This window comes from Pseudomonas sp. R43(2017) (assembly GCF_002112345.1).
GTDB lineage: Bacteria > Pseudomonadota > Gammaproteobacteria > Pseudomonadales > Pseudomonadaceae > Aquipseudomonas > Aquipseudomonas kribbensis.
Genome location: NZ_NEHJ01000001.1, coordinates 576,161 through 592,082 on the forward strand (window position 1 = coordinate 576,161; position 15,922 = coordinate 592,082).

General features: G+C 61.4%; 16 protein-coding genes. 6 read left to right on the top strand and 10 right to left on the bottom strand.

Translation table 11 applies throughout. The annotated features are described in order from the left end of the window. Positions 1-106: 106 nt before the first annotated feature. Positions 107-1,396 carry a hypothetical protein gene (locus tag CAG02_RS02505; protein ID WP_085708168.1) on the top strand — a complete coding sequence of 430 codons (1,290 nt, stop codon included), beginning with the start codon at positions 107-109 and terminating at the stop codon, positions 1,394-1,396. Positions 1,397-1,470: 74 nt separating this feature from the next. After that, the gene (nhaB, locus tag CAG02_RS02510; RefSeq protein ID WP_085708169.1) at positions 1,471-2,973 is read left to right on the top strand and encodes a sodium/proton antiporter NhaB; all 1,503 of its coding nucleotides are present in this window, start codon (positions 1,471-1,473) and stop codon (positions 2,971-2,973) included. 45 nt (positions 2,974-3,018) lie between these two features. Here the strand turns inward: nhaB and CAG02_RS02515 are convergent, their stop codons facing one another. From CAG02_RS02515 to gnd, 3 genes are read right to left on the bottom strand one after another with little or no spacing between them, the layout of a single operon-like run. Beyond that, on the bottom strand, positions 3,019-3,828 hold the full coding sequence (locus CAG02_RS02515) for a Cof-type HAD-IIB family hydrolase (protein WP_085708170.1): 810 nt from the start codon (positions 3,826-3,828) through the stop codon (positions 3,019-3,021). Further along, positions 3,825-5,348 carry a glucose-6-phosphate dehydrogenase gene (zwf, locus tag CAG02_RS02520; protein WP_085708171.1) on the bottom strand — a complete coding sequence of 508 codons (1,524 nt, stop codon included), beginning with the start codon at positions 5,346-5,348 and terminating at the stop codon, positions 3,825-3,827. Before zwf ends, CAG02_RS02515 begins: the two co-directional genes overlap by 4 nt. Further along, complete coding sequence (gene gnd, locus CAG02_RS02525) at positions 5,345-6,325, bottom strand: phosphogluconate dehydrogenase (NAD(+)-dependent, decarboxylating) (protein WP_085708172.1); 981 nt, start codon at positions 6,323-6,325, stop codon at positions 5,345-5,347. Before gnd ends, zwf begins: the two co-directional genes overlap by 4 nt. Before the next feature lie 272 nt (positions 6,326-6,597). On the opposite strand from gnd, the gene CAG02_RS02530 reads away from it, so the two are divergent. The 3 genes from CAG02_RS02530 to CAG02_RS02540 all read left to right on the top strand — a co-directional run bounded on the left by CAG02_RS02530 (position 6,598) and on the right by CAG02_RS02540 (position 9,176). Beyond that, entirely contained in the window at positions 6,598-6,780 is a 183-nt protein-coding gene (locus CAG02_RS02530; protein WP_085708173.1) for a DUF6026 family protein, read from the top strand. 213 nt (positions 6,781-6,993) lie between these two features. Further along, the gene (locus CAG02_RS02535; RefSeq protein WP_085708174.1) at positions 6,994-8,742 is read left to right on the top strand and encodes a phosphoethanolamine transferase CptA; all 1,749 of its coding nucleotides are present in this window, start codon (positions 6,994-6,996) and stop codon (positions 8,740-8,742) included. A 227-nt stretch (positions 8,743-8,969) separates the two neighbouring features. Beyond that, on the top strand, positions 8,970-9,176 hold the full coding sequence (locus CAG02_RS02540) for a hypothetical protein (RefSeq protein WP_085708175.1): 207 nt from the start codon (positions 8,970-8,972) through the stop codon (positions 9,174-9,176). 83 nt (positions 9,177-9,259) lie between these two features. Here CAG02_RS02540 and CAG02_RS02545 read toward each other — a convergent pair whose 3' ends face one another. The 7 genes from CAG02_RS02545 to CAG02_RS02575 all read right to left on the bottom strand — a co-directional run bounded on the left by CAG02_RS02545 (position 9,260) and on the right by CAG02_RS02575 (position 14,873). Then, positions 9,260-9,757, bottom strand: a complete 498-nt coding sequence (locus CAG02_RS02545; protein ID WP_085708176.1) for a GNAT family N-acetyltransferase — start codon at positions 9,755-9,757, stop codon at positions 9,260-9,262. A gap of 97 nt (positions 9,758-9,854) precedes the next feature. Continuing rightward, positions 9,855-10,436, bottom strand: coding sequence for a DinB family protein (locus tag CAG02_RS02550; RefSeq protein ID WP_085708177.1), 582 nt, complete (start codon positions 10,434-10,436; stop codon positions 9,855-9,857). Positions 10,437-10,453: 17 nt separating this feature from the next. Then, complete coding sequence (gene zapE, locus CAG02_RS02555) at positions 10,454-11,572, bottom strand: cell division protein ZapE (protein ID WP_085708178.1); 1,119 nt, start codon at positions 11,570-11,572, stop codon at positions 10,454-10,456. 22 nt (positions 11,573-11,594) lie between these two features. Next, on the bottom strand, positions 11,595-11,936 hold the full coding sequence (locus CAG02_RS02560) for a nuclear transport factor 2 family protein (protein WP_085708179.1): 342 nt from the start codon (positions 11,934-11,936) through the stop codon (positions 11,595-11,597). 51 nt (positions 11,937-11,987) lie between these two features. Further along, on the bottom strand, positions 11,988-12,704 hold the full coding sequence (locus tag CAG02_RS02565) for a YafY family protein (protein ID WP_085708180.1): 717 nt from the start codon (positions 12,702-12,704) through the stop codon (positions 11,988-11,990). 88 nt (positions 12,705-12,792) lie between these two features. Beyond that, entirely contained in the window at positions 12,793-13,752 is a 960-nt protein-coding gene (speB, locus tag CAG02_RS02570; protein WP_064381781.1) for an agmatinase, read from the bottom strand. Between the two features lie 29 nt (positions 13,753-13,781). Next, positions 13,782-14,873, bottom strand: a complete 1,092-nt coding sequence (locus CAG02_RS02575) for a polyamine ABC transporter substrate-binding protein (RefSeq protein ID WP_085708730.1) — start codon at positions 14,871-14,873, stop codon at positions 13,782-13,784. A 99-nt stretch (positions 14,874-14,972) separates the two neighbouring features. On the opposite strand from CAG02_RS02575, the gene CAG02_RS02580 reads away from it, so the two are divergent. Continuing rightward, a complete protein-coding gene (locus CAG02_RS02580) occupies positions 14,973-15,872 on the top strand; it encodes a LysR family transcriptional regulator (RefSeq protein WP_085708181.1) in 900 nt (299 codons plus the stop codon). Positions 15,873-15,922: the final 50 nt, after the last annotated feature.

The following is a 15,922-nucleotide window of genomic DNA, read 5'->3' on the forward strand; positions in this document are numbered from 1 at the left end:
GTTAGTTCTGTCAGTTGTACTTGTGCGACTACAGGGATTGAATGTTTCGCCATGCAGTTACCGACCCGGCTTCCGGCTATTGGTCAACTTGCAAGGAGGAGCAGGTATGTCAATCCAGTCCGCTATTGCGCTCCCGGCGCTAGCGAATAACGCCGGACAACTCGACAAGAGATTTGCCAATAACGGCGTGGCTCAGGTTTATTTTTCCGGCAGCACGTCCAGCCTGACCCAGCATGTCGCACTTGATCCGCAAGGTCGCATCCTGATCGCCGCCAAGGTCGGCACGCCTCAAGGCAGCCGTTTCGGCCTGGCCCGTCTGCTGGATGATGGTTCTGCGGATCTTGGCTTCGGCTTTCAGGGCAGCGTGATCGGCCAGTTCGCCTCTGGTTTCGAAGCCACGGGCAGCAAGGTCCAGGTCTTGCCTGACGGGCGAATCCTGCTGGCAGGCCTGCATTACGAGTCCGAACATCGCACCTTGCCCGCCCTCGCCCTGTTCGATGCAGAGGGTCGGCCGGCCCCGGAGTTCGGCGACAACGGCCGGAAAATAGTGCGCTTGCCCGGCGATCTGTCCATGGGCACCCGCGACACCTGGCTGCCACCCGGTGTCCCGGGGGCAGAAGCCTGCGATTTTGCAGTCCAGAATGACGGGCATATTCTGTTGATTGCCAACCACCACTGCTCTTTGGCCGACCATGTCGGCATGCTGATCCGCGTCACGCCAGACGGTAATCTCGACGCAACCTTCAATGGCCGAGGGTTTGTCATGGTCCGGCACTTGCTGCTCAATACCTGGCTGGGGAGCTTGTTGCTGCAAGAGGACGGACGAATCGTGGTGGCCGGCGCCATCGACTTCCCCCAGGAAGGCCTGCTCGCACGCTACCTGCCGGACGGGCAGCTCGACGAACGCTTTGCGCTGGACGGTTTCCTTGCCTTCAAGGCTCAAGGACACAGCGCGCTGGTCAACCAGATCATCGAATCCGCGAATCACCTGCATTGCTTTGGCAGCAGCCGCGACCCGATCCGCTGCATGGCGCTGTCTGTCCACAGCAATGGTCGCCCCGACCTGCACTGCAACAACGGTCAGCCCACCCTGCTGGACATCGGCCCCAGCGGCTGCCAGTGGAGCGCCGCACAGCGCATGCCGGACGGCCGGCTTATCGCGGCAGGCGCGACGATTGGCGGGGTCGAGGCCGATTTCATCGTTGCGCGCTATCTGGCCGACGGTCGCCTCGACCACAGCTTCGGCGCCGGCCACGGCTGGTTGCGTACGCGACTGGGCCGCAGCCTCGATACCGCTACATCGCTGGCGGTGCAACCGGAAGGCGGGATTCTGGTCGGCGGTTATTCGCTGGATGGCAACTACCGCGCCGTGGTTGCGCGCTATCTGAACCCATAAACAGAAACTTCCCACACTTGATCTTGCTCAACGCTTACGGCACCTTGCGCGCTTCTTAAAGCAAGGAGCAACCGATGTCCGGTTCGATGGCCCAGGCGTTCGCGCACAATTTTCTCGGGCATTCGCCCCGCTGGTACAAGGCGTGCATCGTCGGGTTCCTGATTCTCAACGCCGTGGTGCTGTGGTCGGCAGGTCCTGTCGCTGCCGGCTGGCTGTTGGTGATCGAATTCATTTTCACCCTGGCGATGGCGCTCAAATGCTACCCGCTGATGCCCGGCGGTCTGCTGCTGATCGAAGCGCTGCTGTTGAAGATGACCACGCCCCAGGCGCTGTACGAAGAGTTACAGCACAATTTCCCGGTGATCCTGCTGTTGATGTTCATGGTCGCCGGCATCTACTTCATGAAGGATCTGCTGCTGTTCCTGTTCTCGCGGCTGCTGCTCGGCGTGCGTTCGAAAATGTTGCTGGCGCTGATGTTCTGCTTTCTGTCGGCGTTCCTTTCGGCCTTTCTCGACGCGCTGACCGTGACCGCCGTGATCATCAGTGCCGCCGTCGGCTTCTACTCGGTCTATCACCGTGTCGCCTCCGGCAACGATCCGCGTCAGGACAGCGAATTCAGCGACGATCAGCATTTGCCAAAGTTGCATCACGAGGATCTGGAACAATTCCGTGCCTTCCTGCGCAGCCTGCTGATGCATGGGGCGGTCGGGACTGCGTTGGGCGGTGTCTGCACGCTGGTTGGCGAACCGCAGAACCTGCTGATCGGCCACGAGATGGGCTGGCACTTCGCCGAGTTTTTCCTCAAGGTCGCGCCGGTGTCTCTGCCGGTGCTGGTAGCGGGTCTGTTGACCTGCATGCTGCTGGAGAAGCTGCGCTGGTTCGGCTACGGCACCTTGCTGCCGGACAATGTCCGCGCGGTACTGGCCGATTACGCCCGTGAAGATGATGCCGAACGCACACCTCGCCAGCGTGCCGCGCTGTTGGTGCAAGGCGCGGCCGCATTGATCCTGATTGCAGGGCTGGCGTTCCATGTCGCCGAAGTAGGCCTGATCGGTCTGATGGTCATTGTCCTGATCACCGCGTTTACCGGCATTACCGACGAGCATCGTCTGGGCAGCGCGTTCAAGGACGCCATGCCGTTCACTGCGCTGCTGGTGGTGTTTTTTGCCGTAGTGGCGGTGATCCATGATCAGCAACTGTTCGCGCCGTTGATCCAGTGGGTACTGGCACTGCCAGCCGAGCAGCAACCGGGGATGCTGTTCATCGCCAACGGTCTGTTGTCGGCGATCAGCGACAACGTGTTCGTGGCGACGATCTACATCACCGAAGTGAAACAGGCATTCCTGTCCGGCCACATGAGCCGCGAACATTTCGAGACCCTGGCCATCGCGATCAACACCGGCACCAACCTGCCGAGCGTGGCGACGCCCAATGGTCAGGCTGCGTTCCTGTTTCTGCTGACGTCGGCGATTGCACCGCTGGTACGGCTGTCTTACGGGCGGATGGTGTGGATGGCATTGCCCTACACCGTGGTGATGGGGCTGCTCGGCTGGTATGCCGTGAGTTACTGGCTGTAGAAACAACAACGGGAGCCCTGGGGCTCCCGTTTTTTTATGCATCGATCAGCGCGGCAGAATGTACTTTTCGATAGCCTGCGCCACACCGTCCTCGGTGTTCGTCCCGGTCACCACGTCTGCCTGACGCTTCACGGCGTCTTCTGCCTGGCCCATGGCGATCGAAAGGCCGGCGACATGAAACATCGCCGGGTCGTTGCCGCCGTCGCCAATCGCTGCGGTCTGCGCCAGCGGCACGCCGAGATGGGCAGCAATCGTTGCCAGAGCTTCGCCCTTGTTGGCTTCGAGTGCCGTCACGTCCAGATACACCGGCTGCGAACGCGAGACCTGCGCCATGCCCTCGACCTTCGGCAGCAAACGCGCCTCCAGCTCGATCAACAGCTCGGTGTTGTTGCTGGTCGCAACGATCTTGTCGATGCGCTCCAGATAAGGCTCGAAACTGTCGACCACCACCGGCGGATAACCCAGTCCATGCTGCTCGCGAGGAACCATCGGCCCGTGCGGATCCTTGAGCAGCCAGTCGCCACCACTGAACACCCAGATCTCGACCTCCGGCTGATCGGCGAACAGCGCCAGTGCCGTCAGTGCCGCTGTGGCTGGCAGGTAGTGAGCGACCAGAATGCTGCCGTCCGGGTTGACGATCGTGCCGCCGTTGAACGCCGCCGTCGGCAGATCGACGCCCAGGGCTTCGATCTGTTGCAGCATGGCTTTGGGCGGACGCCCGGTGGCAAGGCTGAACAATACGCCGGCTTCGCGCAACGAACGAACCGCATCTATGGTGCGCTGACTCAGGCTGTGATCGGGCAGCAACAGCGTGCCGTCCATGTCGCTCAGCAGAAAACGGATAGGCTCACTCATCCGAGACCATGCCAGACGCGACCATCGCGAGTCAGCAGATCATCGGCAGCCTGAGGCCCGTCTTCGCCGGCGGCATAACTCTGCACGCTTGCGTCCTGTTGCCAGGCATCGAGGAACGGCTGCACCGCACGCCAGCCGTTCTCGATATTGTCGGCGCGCTGGAACAGCGTCTGGTCACCGGTCAGGCAGTCGTAGATCAGGGTTTCATAGCCGGTGGACGGCTGCATCTCGAAGAAATCCTTGTACGCAAACCCAAGCTCGATGTTGGCCATGTTCAGCGCCGGCCCCGGCCGTTTGGCCAGCAGGTCGAACCACATGCCTTCGTTGGGCTGGATCTGGATACGCAGGTAGGTCGGCTGCAATTCGTCGACCTCGGTGTCGCGGAACTGCGCATACGGCGCCGGTTTGAAGCAGATAACGATCTCGGTGTCGCGCACGCTCATGCGCTTGCCGGTACGCAGGTAGAACGGCACGCCGACCCAGCGCCAATTGTCGATCATCACCTTGAGCGCCACGTAGGTTTCGGTGGTGCTGTCGGGCGATACGTTGGCTTCTTCGCGATAACCGGCCAGTGGCTTGCCGTCGATTTCGCCGGCACTGTACTGGCCGCGCACCGAATTGGCCCGCGCCTCTTCGGTAGTCCATGGACGGATCGCGCCGACCACCTTGGCCTTCTCGCCCCGCACCGCATCGGCGCCGAACGCGGCCGGCGGCTCCATCGCCACCATGGCCAGCAACTGGAACAGGTGATTGGGCACCATGTCCCGCAGGGCGCCGGTGTGTTCGTAGAAACTGCCACGGGTTTCGACGCCGACGGTTTCGGCGGCGGTGATCTGCACGTGGTCGATGTAGTGATTGTTCCAGAACGCTTCGAACAGGCTGTTGGAGAACCGGCTGACCAGAATGTTCTGCACGGTTTCCTTGCCCAGATAGTGATCGATCCGGTAGATCTGCTTTTCCGACATGACCTTGAGCAGGCAGGCGTTCAACGCCTCGGCAGTTTGCAGGTCAGAGCCGAACGGCTTTTCGATCACCACCCTTCTGAAGGCTTCCGGGGTTTCTTCCAGCAGTTTCGCGGCGCCAAGGCGACGCACCACTTCGCTGAAGAAACGCGGCGCGGTGGCCAGGTAGAACACCGCATTGCCGGTGCCGCTGTCGGCGATTTTCGCCGCCAGCGCGGAATAAGTGCTGTCGTCCAGGAAGTCGCCCTGGACGTAGCTGATACCTTTGGCGAGCTTGGCCCACAAGGCCGGATCAAGCATCTGATCGCCCTTGCCGACCTTCGCCGCCACTTCGGTACGGATGAAGTCTTCGAGCTTTTGCGCGAAGGCTTCATCCGTGATGGCGTTGTGGTCAACGCCAACGATCCGCAGATTTTCGTCAAGCAAGCCGTCGCGACTGAGGTTGTACAGCGCCGGCATCAGCAAGCGCTTGACCAGGTCGCCGTGGGCACCGAACAAAAACAGCGTGGTCGGTGGTGCGGGTTCTGCCTTGGATTTTCTGCGGATCGTATGGGTCATTTCTTCGCAGTCTCTACGTGGCCGCCGAAGCCGAAGCGCTGGGCCGAGAGGATCTTGTCACCGAACGTGCCCTGACCGCGGGAGCGGTAGCGCGAGAACAGCGAGTTGGACAGCACCGGGACCGGCACCTTTTGTTCCATTGCCGCTTCGATGGTCCACTGACCTTCGCCGCTGTCGGCCACGGAACCGGAGAAACCGTCGAGTTTCGGGTCGACCGCCAGGGCATCGGCGGTCAGGTCGAGCAGCCACGACGACACCACGCTGCCACGACGCCAGACTTCGGCGATGTCGGCCACGTTCAGGTCGAAACGCTGATCTTCCGGCAGAAGCTCGCTGGACTTGGTCTTGAGGATGTCGAAGCCTTCGGCGAAGGCCGCCATCATGCCGTACTCGATACCGTTGTGAATCATCTTCACGAAGTGACCGGCACCGGCGGGACCTGCGTGGATGTAGCCGTGCTCGGCGCGGTGATCGTCGGACTTGCGGTCCTTGGTGCGCGGGATGTCGCCCATGCCCGGCGCCAGTGCGGCGAACAGCGGGTCCAGGCGCTTAACGGTCTCGGCATCGCCGCCGATCATCATGCAGTAGCCGCGCTCAAGGCCCCATACGCCGCCGGAGGTGCCGACGTCGATGTAGTGCAGGCCTTTCTCGGCCAGGGTCTTGGCCCGGCGGATGTCGTCCTTATAGTTGGTGTTGCCGCCATCGATGATGGTGTCGCCCGCCTCAAGCAGCGTGCTCAGGGTTTCGATGGTGTCTTCGGTCGGCGCGCCGGCCGGCAGCATGACCCACACGGCACGCGGCTTGGCCAGGCCCGCAACCAGCGCAGGCAGATCGGCGACGCCGGTAGAGCCCTCGGCGGCCAGGGTGTCGACAAAGGCGGTATTGCGGTCGTAAACAACGGTGGTGTGACCGTTGAGCATCAGACGCCGTGCAATATTGCCGCCCATGCGGCCCAGTCCAATAATCCCGAGTTGCATGTGCTGATGCTCCTTACTACAAATAAAAGTGTGTCAAAGGTTATAGCCCAACGCTCTCATGGAGGTTAGTCCAGAGCGTCGGTGTGAAGTTTCCGGGCATTGTGCCCGATCCAGACTGATAACGTCGGGAAACGTGGCGAAGACACAACGACCATGAAAAATAAAAAAGTTCCATTCACGAGCAAAAGAAACCAGAATCGGCGCCGATAGCAGATCAGCGCCCGTTATCGGGAGCGATCTGCAGTTGAGACACGCCATTTGCGAGGTGAGCAATGGGCACAGTACACACAGCAATGCCGCCACAAACCCTGTACGTCACGATCCGCCGTGATGAACTTCGTCAGTTGAAGGACGAACGCGACCAGCTTAAACAAGAGCTGGCGCAACTGCGCCTGATGACCCAAGGCGTCGAGCCAAAGCCTCTGCCACGCGTCCAGCGCTCACCCCACGCCTGACCGCCCACCTGATCGGGAACCGCAGCCCAGCCGTTCCCGACATGATCCTCCCTCTGCCATTCGCGGCAACTAACGAAGTTTTCACATTGGCTTGTTGATACTCCGGCCCATTCTGCCGTGCGTGTCCGCGCGCGGTTTCCGTTCGTCGGTTTCATGCTCCCGATTTCATGAAACGTCCCGGCGGTGGCAATGGTGACTGAGTTGGAGTGCTGAATGGCATGGTTTAAACGCAGCAAGACTGCTGCGGCAGGTTTTGACTGGGCCGGTTTCATCTGGCTGTTTGTGTTCTTCTGGTACTTCTCCGGTATCACTCAACTGCTGATCCAGCTGACCGGCACCTCTGGCTTCACCGGATTCCGTCAGGCATTCGTGATGAGCGCAGTCTGGCTCGCGCCGATGCTGTTGTTCCCCAAGCGTACCCGCCTGCTCGCCGCCGTGATCGGCGTGGTGCTGTGGGCCTGCTCGATGGCCAGCCTGGGCTACTTCTTCATCTATCAGCAGGAATTCTCCCAGAGCGTCATCTTTATCATGTTCGAGTCGAACGTGTCGGAAGCCGGCGAGTACATCACCCAGTACTTCGCCTGGTGGATGATTCCTGCGTTCCTCGCTCACACCGCGTTCGCCTATTTCCTGTGGACCCGCCTGCGTCCGGTCTACATGCCCCGTGGCCGGGCCTTCGTGGCCGCCATGGCGATCCTGTTCGCGGTGGTCGGTTACCCGCTGATCAAGCAGACCCAGCGCACCGGCAGCTTCGCCGGCGGTTTCGAGAAATTCGAAACCCGCATCGAACCGGCCGTGCCATGGCAGATGGCCGTGGCCTACCACCGCTACCTGGAAACTCTGGGCGAGATGCAGGGCATGCTCCACAGCGCGAGCAAGATCCCGCCGCTGCATAACCTCAAGGATGCCGGCGCCAATCAGCCTGCGACCCTGGTGCTGGTGATCGGCGAGTCCACCAACCGCCAGCGCATGAGCCTCTATGGCTATCAGCGCAAGACCACGCCGGAACTGGACAAGCTCAAGGACCAGCTGTCGGTCTTCGATAACGTCGTCACCCCGCGTCCGTACACCATCGAAGCGCTGCAGCAGGTGTTGACCTTCGCCGACGAAGAAAACCCGGACCTGTACCTGTCCACGCCGTCGCTGGTCAGCATGATGAAACAGGCGGGCTACAAGACCTTCTGGATCACCAACCAGCAGACCATGACCAAGCGCAACACCATGCTCACGACCTTCTCCGAACAGGCCGACGAGCAGGTGTACCTGAACAACAACCGCAACCAGAACGCCGCGCAGTACGACGGCGATGTGATCGAGCCGTTCAACAAGGCCCTGACCGACCCGGCACCGCGCAAGCTGATCGTCGTGCACCTGCTCGGTACGCACATGAGCTACCAGTACCGTTATCCGCCGAGCTTCGACAAGTTCCAGGACCGCACCGGCGTCCCGGCCGGCGTGCGTGACGATCAGGTGCCGACCTACAACAGCTACGACAACGCGGTGCTGTACAACGACTTCGTGGTCTCGAGCCTGATCAAGGACTACGCCAAATCCGATCCGAACGGTTTCCTGCTGTACCTCTCCGACCACGGTGAAGACGTGTTCGACTCGGCGGGTCACACCACCCTGGGTCGTAACGAAAACAAACCGACCGCGCCGATGTACACCATTCCGTTCATGGCCTGGGCCTCGCCGAAGTGGCGTGAAAACCACGACTGGAGTTTCGCCGCAGACCTGAGCCGGCCTTACAGCAGTGCGCACCTGATCCACACCTGGGCGGACCTGGCCGGTTTGAGTTTCGATGAACTGGACCGCAGCAAAAGCGTGGTCAGCGACAGCTTCAAACAGCGTCCACTGTTGATCGGCAACCCTTACGAACGCGAACAGCGAGCACTGATCGACTTCAGCCTGATGAAGCCGAAAAAGCCCGAAGAGGCGCCGAAGGAAGTCGTCAAGCAATAACCAGAAAGGGCCGGAAACGGCCCTTTTTTCATGCTCTCGCCCCACACCCTGAAATGACACTACTCCCTGTTTTCTCCTGAATCACCCTCTCCGCCCCTTCGGAAACAATCGGTAAAACCTGCACGGGGCACGCGTTAACCCCTGGTTAATACCCTCGACGGACACTGCGTCTCGAGGGTTTGAGTCATGGATGAACGGCTCCGACATTTTTTTCGCAGGAGACAACCATGAAAATCACGACTGCAATCCTTGCCGGTCTGATCACACTTGCATCCGCCAGCGCTTTTGCCGAGGGCGGTGCCGAGCGGATGCGTAATCACTGGGAAAACTTCCCGGTCCACACCGCCCAAAGCCAGCAGGCTGGCACCAAAACCAACGAACTCCGCGTTCCGGACGACCAGACCGCACAGGTCACCGAGCATTACCGTCCGTGATGTAGCAAGGTTTACCGATGGACCTGCGATGGCTCCGCTCTGGCTTCGCAGATGACAGTTGGGCGCCCTTCGGGGCGCCTTTTTTATGCCTGCAGTTCCTTGATCCAGAACAGCATGCGCCCGTGATTCGGGTCGAACATGCCCGGCGCAAAGCCGAATTTGGCGTATGAGCCCTGAGCGACGGCATTACCTTCGAGCACTTCCAGGGTGATCTTGCAGCAACCGCGCTGACGGGCGATTTCCTCGACCTTGTGCAGCATTTTCTGGCTCAACCCCAGGCCTCGAAACTTTGTCACCACCGACACGTCGTGCACGTTGACCAGCGGTTTGCAGGCGAAGGTCGAAAAGCCCTCAAAGCAGTTCACCAGCCCGGCCGGTTCGCCACCGACAAAGGCCAGCACGCTGAACGCGTGAGGCCGCTTGGCCAGCTCTGCGGGCAGTTGCTGCAACAGTTCGGGGGCAATCGGCTGGCCGCCACCCATCGGGTCTTCGGCGTAATGATTGAGCACCACACCGATGGCCTCGGCATGCAGCGGGTTGGTATAGCTGGCTTGAAGTACAAGAATCTCTGCGGAATCCATTTCCATCCTCGATCGCACGGGCCCCGGTGCGTTTCATACGCACTGAAAGGCTCACCGACCTTAGCGCGAGGCAACCTGCGACCACAACCCGACCGTCTCAGTGGCCCCAGATCAGTTCTTCGGTCCAGCCCAGCTCGGCGAAATCCTCGGCCCGCAACCCGGATTCGCCGGCGCAGAAAAACTCGTCCAGTTGCGGCGGTTTCACTGGCGTGCCGCTGAGCATGGCGTGGACCTGGCCACGATGGTGGATCTGATGTTCGAACAGGTGCGAGATCATCCGCAGACGGCTGTCGTGCTGCGGCGTGTCCCGGGCGATGGTGACGATGCGCCCCAGATCGGCATCGCGCAGTTGTTCGCAATAGGCGATCAAGCGGCGGTCGACATGGGCCTGCTCACGGCGCAAGGCCTGAGCCTCGGTGAAGGGTTCGTCTGCATTGAAGAACACGTAGCAGTCGGGATGCGGTTCGTCACCGCGCAACTCACGCTCCAGCGCATCGACGTAGAACCAGTCGCAGGTGAGGATGTGATTGAGGGTCAGGCGAATGCTCGGGAAGAAACTGACCCTGGGTGCCGCCAGCTCCCTGTCGTCGAGCTGCAGCCAGGCCTTGGCCAGTCGATGGTTGGCCCAGGCGTTCTGATAGGCCATGGTCAGCAAGTGATGGGACAGTGGCTGAGGCATGTCGCGCCCTCCATGCATCAAGTGTCGGCAAAGCGTTGCAGTTGCATCTCCTGCAAACGGCTGAGGGTCCGGCGGAACGGGAACTCCAGATAACCCTCGGTGTACAGCGCGTCCATCGGCACCTGCGCCTCGATGTACAGCGGCACCTTACGGTCGTAACACTCGTCGACCAGCGCGATGAAACGCCGTACGCCGTCATCGTGCACCGACAGTTGCGGCAATTCGCGGTCGCCGGCCACCACCCGCTCCGCGCCGTCCTCGGTGCCACGGGCGATCCGCCCTTCGCGCTTTTGCGCGCTCAGGTTCGGCACCTCGCTCAACAGGATAGCCCGGTAGGTGTCGCACAGCGCGATGAAGTCCATGGCGGCGAACGGTTGCTCGCACAGGTCGGCGTAACGGCACCACAGCACCGAATCACTGGCCTGCACCACGTTCAAGGCGCGGTAACCGACCGGCACTGGTTCGTCGCTGACGGTTTGCCCGGCGGCCAATGCGTCGAACACTTTGGCCAGCGCACAATCCTGCCCCGGCGCCGCCACCCAGTAGCGCTGTTCGAGGGCACCGGGATGCAAACGGTGATCCTCGGCGCCGTTCACCGCGACCACCTGCATATGCTGCTTGATCGCCGTGATCGCCGGCAGGAAGCGGTCGCGGTTGAATCCGTCGGCGTACAACTGATCCGGCGGCAGGTTGGAGGTGCAGACCACCACCACGCCTTCGTCGAACATCACCTGGAACAACCGGCCGAGGATGATCGCATCGCCGATGTCGTTGACGAACAGTTCATCGAAACAGAGCACCCGCACTTCGGCCGCCAGTTCCCGGGCCAATGCCCGCAATGGATCGGCGATCCCGGTCAACTGAAAGGAACGCTGGTGGACCCAGCCCATGAAGTGATGAAAGTGCTGTCGCCGCGCCGGCACCCGCAGGCTTTGATGGAACTGGTCCATCAGCCAGGTCTTGCCGCGCCCGACCGGGCCCCACAGGTAGACGCCGGTGACCGAACGGGCACCGGCATGCAGGGCTTCATGGCATTTTTGCAACGCCCAGACGGCGTGCTCCTGGGCTTCATCCTGGATGAAACCCTTGTGCTCGACGGCATGTTGCCAGGCGCTTAGGGGGGAGTCGAAAGTCATGCGCGGCAGTATGCCACGATGGCTACACGGAAATATCCAGCCGTGCGATTTTGCCCTGCTCGTTAAGGCGGAAGGTGTAGCGCAGCTCCAGCGGGCTGCCGGGGAACGTCCCGGAAATCAGCCCTTGCACCAGCACTTTGCCGGTGCGCTGCTGGACGCCCAGCACCTCGACCCGCGGCTGATAGCGTTGGGCGGTGTCTTGCATCCAGTCGGCGATGGCCTGCGGGCCGACCTGATGGCGGCCTTCATCAAACACATGGGCATCCTCGGCAAAAAAACTGCCAACCCGGGACGTATCGCGAGCATTGGCGGCGTTGATGTACTCAACGATGGCCGGGGCGAGTATCGAGGTGGGATGGAACATGAGTGCAACTCCTTGTTTTCGGTTCTGACGCCATCCTAGAACAGCCCTGCGTCAGTTTTTGTCAGGAGTGAAACGCCCGTTGTCGTCCAGTTGCATCTGCCGCTGCCAGGTGCGCAGCAGGTCGCTGCGACGTCCCGGATAACGCTCGCCCTGCAGGCTGGCAGCGGCAATCCGGTCGGTGCGAAACGTACGATACGCGCTGCGCAACTCGCACCACGCGACGATGATCCGCACCTCGTTGAGAAACCCCAGCGCCAAAGGCCAGATCAAGCGCTGGCTCGGCACCTGCTGTGCGTCGGCGTAATCGATGTGCAGCTTGGCCTGATCGCGAATTGCCTGACGAAACACATTCAACGGCACCACGTTCTGCGGAAACCCGTAACCCGGCGGCCCGGGCATCACCGTCGGATTGCGCAAGGCTTCCTGAGCCTGCGGATCCAGCACCGCCGCGATTTTTGCCAGCGCATCCGCTGCGGCTTTGCTCAGGACCTCGTCGCCACGCTGATCGACGTAACGCAAGCCCAGGACGATGGCTTCGGTCTCATCGGCGTTGAGCATCAGCGGCGGCAGAAACAAACCGCTGCGCAACACATAACCAATACCCGCCTCGCCATGGATCGGCGCGCCGAGCGCCGTCAGTTCGGCGATGTCGCGATAGAGGGTGCGTTCGGAGATCTCCAGCTCGGATGCCAGCGTCGCCGCGGTCACCGGGCGTTTCTTGCCACGCAGCACTTGCAGCAAAGTCAGTAGACGAGTGGTTCGCGACACGATGCGGGGCTCTGGACGGAAATTTGCCGGAGCTTAGCAGAGCCTGGTGTCAGAAATTGTCAGGAGCTTTCACCAGGCTCGGAGCCGGTCACGCGTCGACTTTGTGCCTTGCCGCGTACAGACACAGCATCTCCATGGCCAGCGTCGCCGCCGCCAGCGATGTCACGTCCGCATGGTCGTAAGCCGGGGCCACTTCCACCACGTCCATACCCACCAGATTGATCCCGCGCAGGCCTCCGAGGATTTCCAGCGCCTGCACCGTGCTCAACCCGCCGCAGACCGGAGTCCCGGTGCCCGGTGCGAAGGCCGGATCCAGACAGTCGATATCGAAAGTCAGGTACACCGGGTTGTCCCCGACCCGTGCACGAATGGCCTCGACAATCGCTTCGCAGCCACGGCGATGCACCTGCCGTGCGTCCAGCACCTGAAAGCCCTGATGATCGTCATTGGTGGTGCGCAAACCGATCTGCACCGAACGCGCCGGATCCACCAGCCCTTCCCGCGCCGCGTGCCAGAACATGGTGCCGTGGTCGACCCGTTTGCCGCCCTCGTCCGGCCAGGTGTCACTGTGGGCGTCGAAGTGGATCAGCGACAGCGTGCCGTGCTTGCGCGCATGGGCCTTGAGCAGCGGATAGCTGATGAAGTGATCGCCGCCGAAGGTGAGCATCGCGCTGCCGGAGCTGAGGATGTGCTCGGCGTGGGCTTCGATGCTTTCCGGAATGGTGTGCGGCGAGCCGTAATCGAAGTCGCAATCGCCGTAATCGATCACCGCCAGATGATCGAACGGGTCGAACGCCCAGGGCCAGTGCCGTTCCCAGGCGATCCCGGTAGACGCCGCACGGATCCCGCGCGGCCCGAAACGCGCGCCTGGACGGTTGCTGGTGGCGGTGTCGAACGGCACGCCACTGACCGCCACGTCCACGCCGCGCAAGTCGCGGCTGTAGCGCCGGCGCATGAAACTTGTAATCCCGGCGTAGGTGCTTTCGGCGGCGGTGCCGTAGAGGCTGTCACGGGTCAGGGCCTGATCGTTTTGCATTGGCACGTCCATCGATGTGCTCCTTTGGTATTTATCCAGGGTTATTGATGGCTACGGAAAGTGGTCCACAGACGCGTGCGCTGACGCATGTCCTTGAGGCCCATGCTGCGGTCGGCGTACAGCCGCTCGCGCACTTCGGGTTTCGGGTAGATGTCCGGATCGTTGCGCACTGCTTCGTCCACCAGCGGCGTCGCGGCCTGGTTGGCAGTGGCGAAGAACAGTGTGTTGGTCAGCGCCGCCACGGATTCGGGGCGCAACATAAATTCGATGAAGGCCCGCGCGGCCTCCGGGTGCGGCGCGTCCTTGGGGATGGCCAGGTTGTCCTGCCACACCAGCGTGCCTTCTTTCGGGATCCGGTAGGCCACCTCGAACGGCTTGTTGGCCTTGCGCGCCTGATCGGCGGCCATGCTCGCGTCACCGTTGTAGGTCAGCGCCAGGCATACGCTGCCGTTTGCCAGATCACTGATCTGCCGGCCCGTGGCGACGTAGAGCACCGAGGGCTGCAACTTCTGCAACAAGGCTTCGGCGGCGGCCAGATCGGTCTTGTCGGTGCTGTAGGGATCTTTGCCGAGGTAGTGCAGCGCCAGACCGATCACTTCCTGCGGCGAATCGAGAATGGCGATCCCGCAGTCCTTGAGCTTGCTGGCGAATTCAGGCTTGAACAGCAGATCGAGGCTGTTGAGCGGTACATCCGGCAGCCGCTGTTTGACCGCTTCAACGTTCATGCCCAGGCCGAGGGTGCCCCAGGTGTAAGGCACGCCGTAGCGATTGCCGGGATCGACCGCCGCCAGTTTTTCCAACAGATCGGGATCGAGATTGGCGTACCCCCTGAGCCCCTCGTGAGGGATTTCCTTCAAGGCACCGGCGGCCAACCCACGGGCCAGCACGCTGGACGACGGCACCACCACGTCGTAGCCGCTGCCGCCGGTCAGCAGTTTGGTTTCCAGCACCTCGGAGGTATCGAAGGTGTCGTAGCGCACGTGAATGCCGGTTTCCTTTTCGAAGCGCTGCAAGGTGTCGGGCGCTACGTAATCGGCCCAGCTATAGAGGTTGAGCGTCTTCTCCTCGGCCTGGGCGGCGATGGAGACGGAGAGCAACAGCGCGGGCAAACACAGCTTGAACAAGGGAGCCATGACGAACACCTGACCAGAGGAAGTGGTGGCAGGATGCGCCGTCGGATACATTGCAAAAATATCAAGTTTGTTAACCTGACTTTATCCAAGGCTAATGTGATGCTCGGTCAACTCCACGATGTCGATTTGCAGCTGCTGCGCCTGTTTCTAGGGGTGGTCGAGTCCAACGGTTTCAGCGCCGCCCAAGGTGAGCTGGGGCTGAGCCAGTCGAGCATCAGCCAGCAAATGGCCAAGCTGGAAACCCGTCTCGGCTATCGAGTATGCAACCGTGGCAAGGGCGGTTTCAGCCTGACGCCCAAAGGCGAGCAACTGCTGATTGCTGCCCGAAGCCTGTTCGATTCCATTGAAACCTTCCGCCATCAATCCAACGGCGTGGCCGGGCGCCTGATCGGTGAAGTGCGGCTGGGTCTGTCGGAAGCAGTCGATCAATCGGTGCTGCAACGGGTGGCCGAGGCGATCCGGCGGTTTCGTGAACGGGACGAATCGGTGCGTATCGAGCTGATCAGCGCCATGCCCGGTGAAATGGAGCGCCTGCTGCTGCAACAACGGCTGGACCTGGCCATCGGTTACTTCTCCCAGGTGCAGAGCGCCTTTGATTACCGCGAATTGTTCAGCGAAACCCAGCATCTGTATTGCGCGCCCGGCCATCCGCTGTTCACCAACGATGCCCCCGATGACGCAGCATTGCAGGCCTGTGACCGGGTCGATCATCCGTATCGTTTTCTGCGCAGCGACGAACCGTTTCAGGGCAAGGTCTGCTCGGCACGTTCGGAACAAGTCGAAGGCACCCTCGCCTTCATTCTGTCCGGCAAACATGTCGGCTACCTGCCCAGCCATTACGCCCGCCAATGGCAGGAAAAAGGGCTGCTGCGTCCGGTGCTGGAAGGCGAGTTGAGCTTCGAAGTGGCGTTCCATCTGGCTCGCCATCGGGCACAGGTGCCGGGGGATGCGCAGAAGGCGTTTGAGGAAGATCTGCTGTCAGCCTTTGGTCGAACCTGACCTTTTGGGCAGTTTTAATGCGTTGCCCTCGCCCCGCGCTTGCGGCATCC

What these genes read in the sequence shown, in the direction of transcription:
- CAG02_RS02505 (WP_085708168.1), top strand. Translation starts at nt 107, where the DNA reads ATGTCAATCCAGTCCGCTATTGCGCTCCCGGCGCTAGCGAATAACGCC.
- nhaB (WP_085708169.1), top strand. Translation starts at nt 1,471, where the DNA reads ATGTCCGGTTCGATGGCCCAGGCGTTCGCGCACAATTTTCTCGGGCAT.
- CAG02_RS02515 (WP_085708170.1), bottom strand. Translation starts at nt 3,828, where the DNA reads ATGAGTGAGCCTATCCGTTTTCTGCTGAGCGACATGGACGGCACGCTG.
- zwf (WP_085708171.1), bottom strand. Translation starts at nt 5,348, where the DNA reads ATGACCCATACGATCCGCAGAAAATCCAAGGCAGAACCCGCACCACCG.
- gnd (WP_085708172.1), bottom strand. Translation starts at nt 6,325, where the DNA reads ATGCAACTCGGGATTATTGGACTGGGCCGCATGGGCGGCAATATTGCA.
- CAG02_RS02530 (WP_085708173.1), top strand. Translation starts at nt 6,598, where the DNA reads ATGGGCACAGTACACACAGCAATGCCGCCACAAACCCTGTACGTCACG.
- CAG02_RS02535 (WP_085708174.1), top strand. Translation starts at nt 6,994, where the DNA reads ATGGCATGGTTTAAACGCAGCAAGACTGCTGCGGCAGGTTTTGACTGG.
- CAG02_RS02540 (WP_085708175.1), top strand. Translation starts at nt 8,970, where the DNA reads ATGAAAATCACGACTGCAATCCTTGCCGGTCTGATCACACTTGCATCC.
- CAG02_RS02545 (WP_085708176.1), bottom strand. Translation starts at nt 9,757, where the DNA reads ATGGATTCCGCAGAGATTCTTGTACTTCAAGCCAGCTATACCAACCCG.
- CAG02_RS02550 (WP_085708177.1), bottom strand. Translation starts at nt 10,436, where the DNA reads ATGCCTCAGCCACTGTCCCATCACTTGCTGACCATGGCCTATCAGAAC.
- zapE (WP_085708178.1), bottom strand. Translation starts at nt 11,572, where the DNA reads ATGACTTTCGACTCCCCCCTAAGCGCCTGGCAACATGCCGTCGAGCAC.
- CAG02_RS02560 (WP_085708179.1), bottom strand. Translation starts at nt 11,936, where the DNA reads ATGTTCCATCCCACCTCGATACTCGCCCCGGCCATCGTTGAGTACATC.
- speB (WP_064381781.1), bottom strand. Translation starts at nt 13,752, where the DNA reads ATGGACGTGCCAATGCAAAACGATCAGGCCCTGACCCGTGACAGCCTC.
- CAG02_RS02575 (WP_085708730.1), bottom strand. Translation starts at nt 14,873, where the DNA reads ATGGCTCCCTTGTTCAAGCTGTGTTTGCCCGCGCTGTTGCTCTCCGTC.
- CAG02_RS02580 (WP_085708181.1), top strand. Translation starts at nt 14,973, where the DNA reads ATGCTCGGTCAACTCCACGATGTCGATTTGCAGCTGCTGCGCCTGTTT.